This window comes from Actinopolymorpha rutila (genome assembly GCF_013407855.1).
GTDB classification, from domain to species: domain Bacteria; phylum Actinomycetota; class Actinomycetes; order Propionibacteriales; family Actinopolymorphaceae; genus Actinopolymorpha; species Actinopolymorpha rutila.
Window position 1 is genome coordinate 6626189 of the sequence record NZ_JACBZH010000001.1, and the last position, 14196, is coordinate 6640384.

Sequence of the window (14196 nt, forward strand, 5' to 3'; positions counted from 1 at the left end):
TATCCGCCACGTTCTGGGTAGATAGGGAATCAGGCCGGGCCTGCGACGGAGGGTGAGAGTGTCCGAGCAGAGCGAGCGACCGCGCCTCGACCCGACCGAGCGGGTCGAGTTGCTGCTGCGGGACCTCCGCACCTCCCGGCAGGGACTGTCCTCGCGCGAGGCGGAGCGGCGGCTGGTCCACTACGGCCCGAACGAGATCACCCGCCGAGGTGGTCGTCGCTGGCCGAAGGAACTCGCCTTCCAGTTCACCCATCCGCTGGCGCTCCTGTTGTGGGTCGCCGCGGGCCTCGCCTGGCTGGCCGGGATCGGGGCGGTCGCGGTGGCGATCGTGATCGTCATCGTCGTGAACGCGCTCTTCGCCTTCGTCCAGGAAACCCAGGCCGAACGCGCGGTGGAGGCGCTGGCCGCGTACCTGCCGGTGCGTGCGAAAGCGGTCCGGGACGGCCGCGTGCAGACTGTCGAGGCGACCACCCTCGTCCCCGGCGACCTGGTGGTGATCGGGGAGGGTGACCGGATCTCCGCCGACGCCCGGCTCGTCGAGGGTGGGCTCGAGGTCGACCTGTCCACGCTGACCGGTGAGTCGATGCCGGCGTACCGTTCGGCAGACCTGCTGGACACTCGGGTGAGCCTGCTGCAGGCCCGGGACCTCGTCTTCAGCGGCACGACCTGCACCGAGGGCGAGGCCAGGGCGGTGGTGTTCGCGACCGGCATGCACACCGAGATCGGCCGCATCGCCGCGCTGTCCGAACGAGTCGAGCGGGCGGAGAGCCCGTTGGAGGCGCAGGTACGCCGGGTGGCCTGGCTGATCGCCGTGATCGCCGTGGCGCTGGGCGTGGCGTTCATCCCGGTCGCGATGGTGGTCGCCGGGCTGTCCCTGGAGCACGCGGTGGTGTTCGCCGTCGGACTGCTCGTCGGCAATGTGCCGGAGGGTCTGCTGCCGGTGATCACCCTCGCGCTCGCGCTGGGAGTTCGTGGCCTGGTCCATGCCGGAGCGGTCGTCAAACGCCTGAGCGCGGTGGAGACGCTGGGCTCGACCAGCGTCATCTGCACCGACAAGACCGGGACGCTCACCGAGAACCACATGCGCGTCGCCACCGTGTGGTCAAGTGCCGGCACGGTACGGATGCAAGACGGCGTTGACAGACCGCCCGGGTCACCCGAGTTGGCCGGTTCGTCCCGGCAGGCTGCCGACCGGCTCGCCGCCGTGATCTCGGCCTGCAACAACGCCGAACTCCGCGACACCGGCGCTCCCATGGGCGACCCGACGGAGATCGCCCTGCTGGAGGCCGCGGCCGTGCTCGGCCGTCAGGTGGACGCCGACGAACGACGGCGTCGACGCGTACGGCAGTTCCACTTCGACCCGGTGCTCAAGCTGATGTCCACCGTCGACGAACGCGACAGCGGGGTCTGGGTCGACGTGAAGGGCGCCCCCGAAGCATTGCTGCCGCACTGCGCCAGGCTGGCCGAGGACAATGGAGAGAGCCGTCCGCTCTCGTCGGGACTGCGGCACGAGATCGGCGAACTCGTCGACTCCTACGCCCGAGCAGGTCTGCGCGTCCTCGCGGTTGCCGAACGCCGCCTTCGGCCCGACGAGCCGGTGCCCCTACGTCGTGAGGATGCCGAACGCGACCTGGACTTCCTCGGCCTGGTGGCCATGCAGGACCCACCGCGGCCCCAGGTGGCCGATGCGGTCGCGCAGTGCCACACCGCCGGCGTACGGATCATCGTGGTCACCGGTGACCACGGGCTCACCGCGACCGCCATCGCGTCCCAGGTCGGGATCACCGGCGAGCACCCGACCGTGGTGAGCGGCGACGAGCTCGCGCGGATGCCCGAACCCGACCTGGACGTCGTCCTGCGGAACGAACGAGAACTCGTGTTCGCCAGGAGTTCCCCCGAGGCGAAGCTGCGGATCGCCGACGCGTTACGCGCCGAAGGTCACGTCGTCGCGATGACCGGCGACGGGGTGAACGACGCACCGGCGCTGCGCCGCGCCGACATCGGCGTCGCGATGGGCCGCGCGGGCACCGACGTCGCGAAGGAAGCGGCGACGATGGTGCTGACCGACGACAACTTCGCCACCATCGTGACCGCGGTGCGGGCGGGTCGACAGGTGTACGACAACATCCGCAAGTTCATCGTCTACATCTTCGCCCACAGCACGCCGGAGATCACTCCGTTCCTCGTGTTCGCGTTGTCCGGCGGAGCTGTTCCGCTTCCCCTGACAGTGCTGCAGTTGCTGGCGTTCGACGTCGGCACCGAGACCCTGCCCGCGCTCGCACTCGGCCGCGAACCCGCAGAGCCCGGGCTGATGAACCGGCCACCAAGGCGACGTTCGGAAGGCGTGATCAGGCCGGGCATGCTGGTCCGGGCCTGGCTGTTCCTCGGGGTGATCTGTTCGGCACTGTCAATGGCGGGTTTCTTCTACGTACTCCTGGGCGCGGGATGGCACCCGGGTGATCCCACCGGGCCGGGTGCGCCGCTCCACCACGCCTACCAGCAGGCGACCACGATGACGTTCCTCGGAATGGTCGCGGGGCAGATCGGCACCGCGTTCGCCGCCCGTACCGAGCATGCCTCGCTGCGTTCGGTCGGCGTGTTCTCCAACCGGTTGCTGTTGTGGGGCATCGGTTTCGAACTCGCGCTCACGGCCCTGCTCATCTACACCCCGCCGTTCCAGGACCTGCTCGGCACCGCCGCTCTCACCCCGGACATGATCGTGTTCGTCGTTCCCTTCCCGTTCATCGTCTGGGGTGCCGACGAGATCAGACGTTGGCTCGTACGCCGCTCCCGTCAGCGGAGGTTCAGGGTGTGATGCGGCTCGGAGGCCGTCGCGAGGGAGCCGGTCCGGTCGCCGAGGTGCCGGGCGCTGTTGACCAGGCCGACCATGCTGAACGCCTGAGGCGTGTTGCCCAACTGCCGGCCCGTGCGGGGGTCGTACTCCTCGCTGAGCAGCCCGACGTCGTTGCGCAGTGAAAGAAGGCGCTCGAACAGTTGCCGCGCCTGGTCCTGGCGCCCCAGTGCGTGCAGGGCGTCGACGAGCCAGAAGCTGCACGCCAGGAACACTCCCTCGCTGCCCGCCAGTCCGTCGACGTTCTCGTGGCCGGGGTCGTAGCGGAGTACGAAGCCGTCGACGCTGAGCTCACGCGCGATGGCGTCGACGGTGCCTACGACCCGCGCATCGGTCCAGGGCAGGAAGCCGGTGCGCGGAACGAGGAGAAGGGCCGCGTCGAGCCCGTTGGAGCCGTAGTACTGCGTGAAGGTGTTGCGGTCGGCGTCGAAACCGTGCCGGCACACCTCGGCGTGCACCTCGTCCCGGAGCGAGCGCCACTTGTCGACCGGCCCGTCAAGGTGGTGGCGTTCGACCGCCTTGATCGCCCGGTCGAAGCCGGTCCACGCCATCACCTTGGAGTGGACGAAATGCTGGCGTGGCCCGCGTACCTCCCACAGGCTGTTGTCCGGCTCGCGCCAGTTGCCCTCGAGGAAGTCCAGCAGTGCGCGCTGGAGATCCCACGCCTGGTCGGTGGCGCCGATGCGGGTCTCCCGGGTCAGGTGCAGGCCGTCGAGGACCTCTCCCCACACGTCCAGCTGGAACTGGTCGGCTGCGGCGTTTCCGACCCTGACCGGCGACGAGCCGTCGAACCCCTTCAGCCAGTCGAGTTCGTATTCGGGAAGGCGGCGGGTGCCGTCCAGCCCATACATGATTCGCAGGTCCGCCGGATCGCCGGCCGCCGCACGAAGCAGCCAGTCACGCCAGGCCCTGGCCTCGTTCACGAACCCGGCGCCGAGCAGGGCCTGCAGGGTGAAGGTGGCGTCGCGAAGCCAGCAGTACCTGTAGTCCCAGTTCCGCTCTCCGCCGAGTTGCTCCGGCAGTGACGTCGTGGCCGCGGCCAGGATGCCCCCGGTAGGCGCGTACGTCAGTGCCTTCAGGACGATCAGCGCCCGCCGGACTTCACTCGACCACGGCCCGTCGTAACGGCACTGCTCGATCCACCCGGTCCAGAACGCATCGGTCTCCGCCAGTGCCCGGTCGGGATCGATCGCAGGCGGGGGTGAATGGTGGGAGGGCGTGTACGTCAGGACGAACGGAACCCGCTGCCCGGCCTTGACGGTGAACTTGCTGTGGGTGGTCAGGTCCCGCCCGTGCAGCGGAGCATCCGTACGCAGCCAGAGCGCGTCCGGGCCGGCAACCGCGCACAGTCCGGTCGGTTCCCGCCGTACCCACGGGACGATGTGCCCGTAGTCGAAGCGGATCCGCAGCTGCATGGTCATCGGCACGGTCCCGGACACGCCCTCGACGATGCGGACGATGTCGGCGGCGTGGCCCCGGGGCGGCATGAAGTCGATGACGCGGACCGAGCCGGAGGGAGTGTCCCAGTGGGTTTCCAGGACCAGCGTGTCGCCGCGGTAGCGACGCGTGGTGGCTCGTCCAGAATCGTCACTGCTCCCGGCCGGCGCGATCCGCCAGTGACCCGCCTGCTCGTCGTGGAGGAGCGCCGCGAAGCACGCGGAGGAGTCGAACCTGGGCAGACATGCCCAGTCGATGGAGCCGTCAAGTCCGACCAGGGCGGCCGTCTGCAGGTCGCCGATCATGGCGTAGCTCTCGATCGAGGCGGGCAAGAGCCGATCCTTTCGACGACGACGCGGTGGGGCTGAGCGGGAGTGTAGGCCGTCAGAGTGTGAGAACGACCTTGATGTCGTCGGGCTCGGCGGTGAGCGCCTCGCTGAAGCGCTCCAAGGGGACTCGGCGGCTGACCAGGCGGTTCAACCAGTCCAGGTCCGCGTCGGCCAGCGCTGTCGCGGCGGCGGCGTAGTGGCGTTGGTTCGCGTTCACCGAGCCGATCACCACGTCGTTCTCCAGCACAATGCTCCGGTTGGTAGCGCCGGCGTCGATGGTCAGCCGGTGCCCACCGGCCGACACACCCGTGAGGCAGACGATGCCGTACGGCGCGGTGGCGGCGATGGCGTCGAAGACCACCTCCCCCACCCCGGTCGCCTCGATCACCACGTCCGGCTCCAGCTTGGCCACCACGTCCGTGACCGGATCGGAATGGTATTCCGCACCGAGCGCCCTTACCGCGTTGGGTTTCTGGCCACTTGTCACCAGGTCGGTGACGTGGACGTCGAGTCCACGCTGTCGACCGATGAGGGCCGCGAGCAGCCCGATGGGGCCCGCCCCGGTGACCAGGACCCGCTGCGGCTCGAACCACGACCGTGCGCCCACCCGGTCGATCTGGTCCCATGCCTTGGCCACCACGCTGGTCGGCTCCACCAGGTTTCCGACCGACTCCAGCCGCGGGTCCACCCGGATCGCGTAGTCCGTCTCCACCGTCCACAGCTCGCTGCCGTACCCGTCGAGTTCCTTGATCCCGCGCTCGGTGTAGTGGCCGTTGCGGCACATGTCGAACTCACCCCTGGCGCACGCCCCGCACGGCACCGGATCCGGCCGACGGACCACCCCCACGACCAGGTCGCCGCCGGCGAACCCGCTGCCGTCCGGTGCGCTGACAACCCGCCCGAACGACTCGTGCCCGAGCACCAGCCGGGACGACCCTGGAGGCGCCCAGCCGTAGTGGCCACCGACGATCTCCCGGTCCGTGCCGCAGATCCCTATCGCGAGACCGCGTACGAGCAGCTCGCCGTCGCCCGGCGAAGGATCGGGCAGCTCCTCCACCGACACCGGGATCGAGTTGCCCTTGCCGGCGGTGCCCGGCTGGACGGTCAGTGCGCGCATCTGGCTGGCTCCAAGTCGGCTCGTGTTCGCTTGCGTGGAAGAGACAACGTACGCGTACTCCCCCAGAACCCGACCCTCGCCCACGTCTCGTTCACGACTACAGAGGCGGACAGCAAAGACTTGTTCAAGCGCCCAGGGGTCTGTCCCGCGGACACTAGTTTTGCGAACGCTTGAAGCGGTTCCTTCTGTACGTCTCGACCGCTTTGCGGCTGGACCGCCACATGCCGTCCGAGGCGAGTTCGGCCTCGAGCCTGCCTCGTCGCGCCGCCTGCCGCAGCGCCTGGTAGGAAAGGGCCTTCGTGGCCAAAGAGCTGAGCGGCACCAACCGCTCCGGCCCGGCGACGCTCGGGACGACGAAGCGATGCAGGTTGTCGATGACGGAGCGCGCGATCAGCTCCCCCAGCGCCCCTGGATCGCCGTCGTCGGCTCGGGCAAGCGCGTCAAGATACCGATCCCTGTCTCGCTTGAAGATGATCGCGGGCGGATAGCCGAGGCGAACAAGAATCAGGTTGAGCACCAGCCTGCCCACCCGGCCGTTGCCGTCGATGAAGGGATGGATCCGCTCGAATCCGCAGTGCAGTGCCGCCAGCCACACCGGCAACTCAGCAGGTGAGCATGCTCCGGTACGCACAGCTTCGCCGAAGTCGTTGGCCTCACGCACCCAGCCCGACAGCTGTGGCTCGACGTCGGTCCAGGACGGAGGCCGCATGCCCTTGCCGAACGGTCGAATGTCGTGGCGACGGAACTTGCCGGGCGACTCGTCAGCGGTGGCATCCGGGTGTGGCGCGACCTCCCACACCATTGCCATCGTCTCATGATGGATCTGACGAACCTCGGTGATGGTGATCAGTCCGTCCAATCGCCACTCCGCGGGTTCGAGAGCCTGGCCGTAGACCCAGCGTGCGGCCTCCCCGTAGCCGAGGACCTCCATGTAGTCCTTCAGGTCCTTGGCTCCGACCGCCCGGCGTTCGTCCAGGAGTGCTTCCACCTCCCGCAACACCAGCGTGTTGCCCTCGATGGCGGTCGAGTTGTGCGCCTCCAGGTGCCAGATCTCGTCCCAGATCTGCTCCGCCGCACCCGGCCGAGGGAGGCCGCCGAACCGCCGCAACTCGTCGGCGGCGGCTGCAAACCGCGCGTACACCGTTTCGCGCCTTTGCCTCCCTTTGGGAGCCATCCGAGCCTTCCCGAAGTTGATACACCTGGTCGGCAGCTAAATGTACAGGACAACTTCGCGAAGTTGATACACCAGAAGAGCGGTTAAAGGTACAGGACAACTTCGTGTCGAGATGGTCTCCGGATCACTCGCCGTCGTGGTTCGGCACCCACCCGAACGGCGCGGTGGCGCGCGCGGACAGGCAGCAGGTCGCTCCGCTCCGGGGTTGGGGTGGGATAGTGCTCCGTGGCACCACAGTTACCGGTGCCGGACACTGGAAGGGCATCGGGAAACGCAGGACGCCATGACCGGAAGTGAGCGTGCGATGGCGAGGCCGAAGGGGCAGCAGCAGGGGGAGCCAGGGCGGTCGACACGCGCCAGGGTGGCGGCGCTCAGGGCGGAGCAGGCCCGCCAGGCGCAGCGGCGACGGCTGGCGATCGTGGGCGGCGCGGTGGCCGTGGTGCTCGTGGTGATCGCCGCGATCGTGGGGATCTACCTGACCAGAGGCAGCGGCACCAGCACCCAGCAGGCCGGCGGAAGCGGGGCCCAGCCGTCGGTGGAGAAGGCGGTGACGACCGTCCCGGCCGAAACCCTGGCCGCGGTCGGCAAGGGCAGCGTCCAGCAGTGGCCCCAGTCGGTGAAGGCGAAGCCGGTCACGGCGGGCGGGAAGCCGAAGGTGCTCTACGTCGGGGCGGAGTACTGCCCCTACTGCGCGGCCGAGCGCTGGTCGATGGTGATGGCGCTGAGCAGGTTCGGCAGCTTCAAGAACCTCGGTACGACCCACTCCGCATCGGAGGACGTCTTCCCCAACACCGCGACGTTCAGCTTCCACGGCGCCGGCTATTCAAGCCGCTACCTCAGCTTCGTCGGCAAGGAGCTGACCACCAACCAGCGCAGCGGGAACGGCTACAAGCCGCTGGACAAGTTGACGGCGGCCGAGCAGTCGCAGCTCAACCAGGTCACGGGAGGCGGCCAACTGTCGTTCCCGACCGTCGACTTCGGCGGCCGCTACCTGGTGTCGGGCTCGCAGTACGACCCCTCGGTCCTGCAGGGCAAGACGATGCAGCAGATCGCGTCCGCGCTGAAGGACCCGAACGACCCGGTAGCCAAGGCCGTCGACGGATCGGCCAACACGATCACCGCGACGCTGTGCAAGCTCACCGGCAACCAGCCCGGCAACGTGTGCGGTACGAGCACGGTCAAGCAGCTGCAGAGGCACCTCGATGCCGCAAGCTAGCCGACCGGCCTGGGCGGCGCCGGTGTCGCTGGTGTTCTGCCTGGTCGGGCTCGGCCTGTCGGCATATCTGACGTACGCCCACTTCACCAGCGCGAGCGCACTGGCCTGTCCCGACAGCGGAACGGTCAACTGCATCCGGGTCACGACCAGCCCGCAGTCGATGATCTTCGGTGTCGTCCCGGTCGCCGTCGCGGGCCTGGCGTACTTCATCGGGATGACGGCCCTCTGCCTTCCGGCGGCCTGGCGGTCAGAGTCGGCGCTGGTGCGCTGGGCCCGGCTCGCCGGCGGGGTCGCCGGTGTCGCGATGGTCTGCTACCTGATCTACGTCGAACTCCTCGTCGTCGGCGCGGTCTGCCTGTACTGCACCGCCGTCCACATCGTGACGTTCCTGCTGTTCGTAGCCATCCTCGCCGCCGACGTCCTGTCGATCGGGCGCGCGCACGCCGACGACCTGGCCCAGGACCTGGCCCAGCCTCAGTCCTAGCCGGCGACCGCGAGGCGTTCGCGCCGGGCGAGTTCGGCCTCCGTCGGCACCTCGAAGTCCATCTCCCCGATCGGGATCTCACCGTCGCGAACGTAGGTGTTGATCATCACCCCGGTCTTCGAGACCCAGCTGTCGACGAGCTTCAGCGCGGCCGGGGGCGTGCCACCGTCGAAGAGCCGCTTGCCGGAGCCGAGGACGACCGGAAAGATCCACGTGCGGAACTCGTCGATCAGGTCGTGCCGCAGCAACGTCTGGATCAGCCCGGGGCTGCCGTGCACCTGGAGCTCGGGCCCGTCCTCCCGCTTCAGGGCGGCGACGTACTCCGCCACATCCCCAGGGATCAACGTCGAGTTGTTCCACTCGACCCGATCAAGTGTCGTGGACGCGACGTACTTCCTTGTGCTGTTGAGATGCTCGGCGACCGGTCCCTCGTCGTAGGGCCAGTGCGCGGCGAAGATCTCGTACGTCCCACGGCCGAGGAGAAGCTCGTACGACGTCTCCGACGCCCGGTTCAGCATCTCCTCGTCGAAGTAGGTCACGGCCCAACCGCCCCTGGTGAAGCCGCCGGTCGGGTCCTCGTGCGGTCCGCCGGGCGCCTGCATGACTCCGTCCAGTGAGACGAACGTGGGGACGGCGAGAGTTCTCATCGGTTGCTCCTTCGTTGTAGAGGCCTTCTCCCCTCTACAACGAGTGCCGGTGAGAAACTCATCGGTCCAGGCTCAGCGGCAGCCCGAACATCACGAAGTACGCAGAACCATCGAAGGACGTGATCTCGGCGATCTTGCCGTCCTCGACCCGCAGTACGTCGACCGCCAGCGGCTCGAACCGCGTCTGCCCCGGTGCCCGCAGGTAGTGGGCGGCGCCCGGCTGGCGGTTCGCCCAGACGGGCACGCTGCGCAGGTTGCCGAACGCCGGGGTGAAAGCCTGGGTCGACGCGAGCATGATCGCGGCTCGTCCTTCGAACCAGGTCGGGTGCGGCGGCATCGTCAGGCGCGCGTCATCACGCAGCAGCGCTGCGAGCGCATCGGCGTCGGCGCTTTCGTGCGCCTCGACGTAGCGGCGGAGAAGCTCCCGCTCCTCGCTGGTCGGTTCCGAACTCGTACGCCAGTTCGTCCGCTCTCCGAGGCGTTGTCGAAGTGTCGACCGGGCCCGCTGCAGGGCGCTGTTGGCCGACGGGACGGTGGTCTGGAGAAGCGACGCCGACTCCTTGGCGGACCAGCCGAGGACGTCGCGGAGGATGAGCGCGGCGCGCTGGCGAGGCGGCAGGTGCTGGATCGCGGCGATGAAGGCGAGCTCGATGGTCTCCCGGGCGACAACGATCGCACCCGGTTCCTCGCCGGGCGGCGCGACGGCCTGGTCGAGCAACCGGTCGGGGTACGGCTGCAACCACGGCAGGTCCGCGGGCGGGGACGGCGGGACCGTCGGATCCGCTGCGGGCGCGACGTCGGGTGGCAGCACCCGCCGCGACCGAGAGCGGAGTACGTCGAGGCATGCGTTCGTCGCGATCCGGTAGAGCCACGCCCGGAACGAGAACCGTCCCTCGGTGCCGAAGCTCTCCCGGCTCCGCCAGGCACGCAGGAAGGTCTCCTGGACGAGATCCTCGGCGTCCTCGAGTGAGCCGAGCATGCGGTAGCAGTGGACCTGAAGCTCACCGCGGTGGCGTTCGAAGAGCGCGGTGAACGCGGCCTCGTCCCGAAGGTCAGGCTGCTCCGCGGTGTCCGTCGGGTCACGTCCGGTGGACAAACGGCGGCCGTGACTCACGACCGCCTGAGGATCGCATCCGGCATCGGGTGGACGTCGACCGGCCCCAAGCCGGCGACGACCACGGGGTCACCCGCACGGATGGCCTGTACCTGGTCGGGGGTTTCGGCCTCGACGACGGCGACACCCCAGAAGCCGACCGGGTCCGCGACCGGACCGAAGACCACCGCGGTGCCCTTGTCCGCGAGGTCCTGCCAGTAGGCGACGTGTTCGTGCATGACCGCCGCCTCGGCTTCGGTCATGGTGGTGGGGAAGTCCGGGCGGGGCACGAACCTGTAGAGGAAGTAGCTCATGCGTACTCAGCTACCACCGGCCCCCGCGCGATGTCCAGCACATCGACTCACGTCGCCGGGTGAGGGATTCGCGGATGTGACGCGCGCGCCACGGACTCACGACGCGCGCCACGAACTCACTCGGTGGGGAACGCCTGGTCTCCTTCGCGCCGCTCCCGGTTTCCGGCGACCATGAGACCGGCCCGCCCGAGGGACTGTCCCGCGGTCTGGCGGTTGTGTGGGTGGCGGTAGCCCATCCGGACCAGGCGCCGGGGCTGCGACGAGCGGTTGATGTCGGACCCGTGCACCGTGTTGATCGTCATCAGTACGACGTCACCGGCGTTCGCCGGAACGGGCACCGTGTCGGCCAGGCGGTAGTCGTCCATCGGCAGGTGCGGCGAACACGGACCGTCCTCGGTCTCGGTGATGTGCTGCAGCGCCCCGCCCTGGTGCGAGCCCTCCAGGAACCGGATCTCGCCGTTTCCGCTGTTGGTGTCGTCCAGATGCAGGAGTACGTCGATGAACCGGCCGTCGTCGTGCTTGTAGAACGGGTGGTCCTGGTGCATCGGGAACGGCATCCCGGTCTCGGGCACCTTCACGTGCATCGTCGTGTGGTGGAACTCCACGTCGGGCCCCAGCAGCTTCGACAGGACCGCGACCAGCCTCGGGTTGGAGATCGCCCGCAGCCAGGGGGCCGAGTAGTACTGCAGGTCGTGCATGCCGGCGAACTTGCCGGCGCGCTCGGTCTCCTCGTCCATGTACGCCTGCCGCCACGGCCCAGTCCACTCCGAGTCGCGGTTGGCCCACTCGAGGATCAGCCGGTCCAGCTCCCGCTTCAGCTCGGCGGTCTCCTCGGAGGTGAACACCTGAGGGACCCGCAGGTAGCCCCGCTCCCAGAAGAACTCCGCATCGCTGTCTGTGAGCACCTGGCCCTGCCCGACGGTCGCGGTCATGACGACGCCTCCAGTAGATCCGTACGAACCCAACCCTCAGCGTCCCACAGGCGGTGTCGCGAACGCTGCGATGGCAGGCGATCACGACCAGATGTGGCTACCTCCGCGGGTGAGGTCGACCAGCTCCGGTCCGGCTCCCGGCGGCGCGGACGGGTGCCGGCATGGCGGCCGTACGCCGACGATCAGCGCGCCTCCGCCGCGGTGCGGGCGCGGCCGCCGTCGGCACTCACCGAGATCTCCATCCTCGCCCGATACAGCCGCGGCGCTTCGGAGAAATCGACCCGCAGTTGCGCGGTGGCCTTGCCACCCGGCGCGATCCGCGCGGCGACGGGCACCGGGAACCTGGCCGGGTCGCGCCCCTCGACCACCGGTCGCTTCGAGCCCGGCCAGTCGGCGCCGCCGGCCGGGACGAACGCGTCGAGGCGTACGTCGTGGGCATCCCCCGCCCCTGTGTTCGTCACCTCCACGGTCCAGGTGGTCATTCCCGGAGGGCCGGCAGGTCGGGAAACCCGCAGCGACGCGGTCAGCCGTGCGGCCGGCGGCGCGGCCGGCTCGTCCACCTCGAGAAGCAGGGTGTCCCATCCCAGGCCGTCACCGGCGGGGGTGCCGGCGCCGCGGGTGAGGGTCACGGTGTTCGCGCCGGTTCGGAGCATCGCCGCCGGGAACGACAGGACGGCAAGGCGGGGATGCCCGCTGCGGTCGGCCTGCCGGGGGATGGTGGAGTCCTTGTTGTCCGGCAGGGTGCCGGTGATGTCGTCCGTCGAGCCGTTGACCGCCACCGTCGGCGGACTCCCCTGCTGCATCGAGGACGACATCGTGAGGTACGCCGTGCCGGTGTAGGCACGGTCGAGATCGAACCTGATCGTCCAGGTGCCCTCCTGGGTCTGTGCGTAGTACCAGTCCTCGGGCTCCCAGCTACGGCCGATCGTGAACGTCAGGTCGCCGGGCACCTTCGACGGTTTCTCGTAGCTTCGCGGGTGGGACCAACTCGCCGGGTCGGTGGCGAGCGCGAACTCCGCGCCGGTGCGGCCGGCTCCTCCGATCTGCCACAGGAAGGTCGTCCGGTCGGTCGGCGTCCACATCAGCTCGCCGAGATCCTGCACGCGTCCGCTCACGGTGATGCCGGTCCGCTTGTACTGGTCGGTGACGGAACCCCTGCCGGCAAAGGCGTACAGCGTGTACGTGCCGGCGTTCGTCGTCCCTGGCTTCCACGCCGGCGGAACGCCGGGGATGCGGAAGCTCCCGTCTGGTTGGGTTTTCACGAAGTAGGTCGGTTCGTGCACCGTGTAGAGGTCGTCCACGTCCTGCGTCGTCAGCACCACCCACACCTCGCCGGCGGCACGTCCGTCCGCGATGCGCAGCCGACCGGTCACGGTGGTCCGCTCACCCGGGCCCGGATACAGCGGATCGTCCACCCAGGAGGCGCCTCGCCGGTCGGCCGCGATCTCCTCGTCGGCGATCCGCCGCGCGTCGGCGATCATCGCCGACGGGTCGTCCGGGTCCCCGGTCGTGACGTAGGTGAGCCACGGACCGTAGAGGCGCCGGTAGCCGGCCGGCAGTGCGTACGCGGGAAGGCCGTAGTGGTTGGCACCGAAGTAGTTCAGGACGATCGCGTCCTGGTGGATTGCGAGATCCTGGTGGTTCGGCCCCACACCGTAGTACGCACACAGGGTGTCCTCGGTGACCCCGCCCAGCGGCGTGAACCACACCCCGAAACCGTGGCCGTAGTGGCCGAACATCGGGTTCTCGTGGTGGTAGAGACTCCAGTTGTACTTCGAGTACACAGTGCCCCGCGGAAGGTTGCCGGAGTTGCTGTCCGGTGCCGGCAGGTCGGGGTTGTTGATCCCGTCAACGCGCCAGGTCTCGTCCTGCACACGTTCCTGCGTGTTCAGATAGGCGTACGTCGGTTGCCGGCCGCTGCCCCGCTCCCAGCTGAAGGCGTGGTCGAAGATGGCGCGGTCCCACCGGCTGTTCATCCGTACTTCGTTGATCTCGGTGGCTTCCCGCGCGGTCATGACGTCGTAGCCGTAGAGACCACGGCGGCCGCTGCGCATGATCAGGTGATGCTCGTGGCCCAACGGCGAACTCGTGGTGTCGACGAGCGCGACCTCCACCAGGTCGGGGGTGAGCCGGAGCACCTGTACCTGCGAGCAGACCAGCCCGGCCTTACCGCCCCAGGCGTCGACGTAGAACGACCGGCCCGTGAGGTTGTGGGCGAGTTCGGTGCCGTCGACGACGACCGAGCTCACGCTCGCGTTGCTCGCGCCGAACGTGAACCGGATCAGTCCGTTGTCGAGGACGAGTTCGCCGACCTCGCTCGGATAGGCGTACGTGCGAACTTCGGCCGGGACGCCGTCGACGAGCACCCTCGGAGCGTTCCCGCCGGCGCTGGTGGCTGCTGACGCGACGCCACTACTCGTGCCGAGGGCCGTGACAGCCGCAGCCGCGCCGAACACGCCGAGCGCCTGCCGGCGCGAGACCCTCCCCGATCCGATCTCCATCCGCCTTCTCCTCCCGTGAGTGACACTAGGAGAGCGCTTTCCCGCATCGGCCCACAACCGGCATGCGTGCATCCGGTCGGCCAGCACCGGACGTGCCGGCC

11 protein-coding genes are annotated in these 14196 nt (G+C 68.9%); 3 read left to right on the forward strand and 8 right to left on the reverse strand.

All coding sequences use genetic code 11. The features are described 5' to 3' along the window. Positions 1-58: 58 nt before the first annotated feature. Positions 59-2815, forward strand: a complete 2757-nt coding sequence (locus F4554_RS33320; RefSeq protein WP_179790918.1) for an HAD-IC family P-type ATPase — start codon at positions 59-61, stop codon at positions 2813-2815. Here F4554_RS33320 and F4554_RS29780 read toward each other — a convergent pair. From F4554_RS29780 to F4554_RS29790, 3 genes are all read right to left on the reverse strand, one after another. Continuing rightward, complete coding sequence (locus F4554_RS29780; protein WP_202889521.1) at positions 2794-4620, reverse strand: glycoside hydrolase family 15 protein; 1827 nt, start codon at positions 4618-4620, stop codon at positions 2794-2796. The two genes, F4554_RS33320 and F4554_RS29780, sit on opposite strands and share 22 nt — an antisense overlap. 52 nt (positions 4621-4672) lie before the next feature. Then, positions 4673-5734 carry a glucose 1-dehydrogenase gene (locus F4554_RS29785; RefSeq protein WP_179790919.1) on the reverse strand — a complete coding sequence of 354 codons (1062 nt, stop codon included), beginning with the start codon at positions 5732-5734 and terminating at the stop codon, positions 4673-4675. A 154-nt stretch (positions 5735-5888) separates the two neighbouring features. After that, positions 5889-6875: a Fic family protein gene (locus tag F4554_RS29790; protein WP_337796252.1), complete on the reverse strand. Its 987-nt coding sequence runs from the start codon at positions 6873-6875 to the stop codon at positions 5889-5891. A gap of 337 nt (positions 6876-7212) precedes the next feature. Between F4554_RS29790 and F4554_RS29795 the strand changes: the two genes are divergently transcribed. Then, positions 7213-8124 carry a DUF929 family protein gene (locus F4554_RS29795; protein ID WP_179790921.1) on the forward strand — a complete coding sequence of 304 codons (912 nt, stop codon included), beginning with the start codon at positions 7213-7215 and terminating at the stop codon, positions 8122-8124. After that, complete coding sequence (locus F4554_RS29800; RefSeq protein ID WP_179790922.1) at positions 8111-8608, forward strand: vitamin K epoxide reductase family protein; 498 nt, start codon at positions 8111-8113, stop codon at positions 8606-8608. The genes F4554_RS29795 and F4554_RS29800 overlap by 14 nt, the downstream gene beginning before the upstream one ends. Here the strand turns inward: F4554_RS29800 and F4554_RS29805 are convergent. The 5 genes from F4554_RS29805 to F4554_RS29825 form a co-directional block, all read right to left on the reverse strand. After that, positions 8605-9255, reverse strand: a complete 651-nt coding sequence (locus F4554_RS29805; RefSeq protein ID WP_179790923.1) for a dihydrofolate reductase family protein — start codon at positions 9253-9255, stop codon at positions 8605-8607. The two genes, F4554_RS29800 and F4554_RS29805, sit on opposite strands and share 4 nt — an antisense overlap. 58 nt (positions 9256-9313) lie before the next feature. After that, positions 9314-10369 carry an RNA polymerase subunit sigma-70 gene (locus F4554_RS29810; RefSeq protein WP_337796253.1) on the reverse strand — a complete coding sequence of 352 codons (1056 nt, stop codon included), beginning with the start codon at positions 10367-10369 and terminating at the stop codon, positions 9314-9316. Further along, positions 10366-10662: a YciI family protein gene (locus F4554_RS29815; protein WP_179790924.1), complete on the reverse strand. Its 297-nt coding sequence runs from the start codon at positions 10660-10662 to the stop codon at positions 10366-10368. Before F4554_RS29815 ends, F4554_RS29810 begins: the two co-directional genes overlap by 4 nt. 116 nt (positions 10663-10778) lie before the next feature. Continuing rightward, positions 10779-11594, reverse strand: coding sequence for a phytanoyl-CoA dioxygenase family protein (locus F4554_RS29820; RefSeq protein ID WP_179790925.1), 816 nt, complete (start codon positions 11592-11594; stop codon positions 10779-10781). Between the two features lie 182 nt (positions 11595-11776). Next, the gene (locus tag F4554_RS29825) at positions 11777-14095 is read right to left on the reverse strand and encodes a polysaccharide lyase family protein (RefSeq protein WP_179790926.1); all 2319 of its coding nucleotides are present in this window, start codon (positions 14093-14095) and stop codon (positions 11777-11779) included. Positions 14096-14196: the final 101 nt, after the last annotated feature.

Excerpts from the sequence above, each read along its gene's own strand:
- F4554_RS29795 (WP_179790921.1), top strand. The coding sequence starts at position 7,213 with ATGGCGAGGCCGAAGGGGCAGCAGCAGGGGGAGCCAGGGCGGTCGACA.
- F4554_RS29820 (WP_179790925.1), bottom strand. The coding sequence starts at position 11,594 with ATGACCGCGACCGTCGGGCAGGGCCAGGTGCTCACAGACAGCGATGCG.
- F4554_RS29805 (WP_179790923.1), bottom strand. The coding sequence starts at position 9,255 with ATGAGAACTCTCGCCGTCCCCACGTTCGTCTCACTGGACGGAGTCATG.
- F4554_RS29815 (WP_179790924.1), bottom strand. The coding sequence starts at position 10,662 with ATGAGCTACTTCCTCTACAGGTTCGTGCCCCGCCCGGACTTCCCCACC.
- F4554_RS29825 (WP_179790926.1), bottom strand. The coding sequence starts at position 14,095 with ATGGAGATCGGATCGGGGAGGGTCTCGCGCCGGCAGGCGCTCGGCGTG.
- F4554_RS29785 (WP_179790919.1), bottom strand. The coding sequence starts at position 5,734 with ATGCGCGCACTGACCGTCCAGCCGGGCACCGCCGGCAAGGGCAACTCG.
- F4554_RS29800 (WP_179790922.1), top strand. The coding sequence starts at position 8,111 with ATGCCGCAAGCTAGCCGACCGGCCTGGGCGGCGCCGGTGTCGCTGGTG.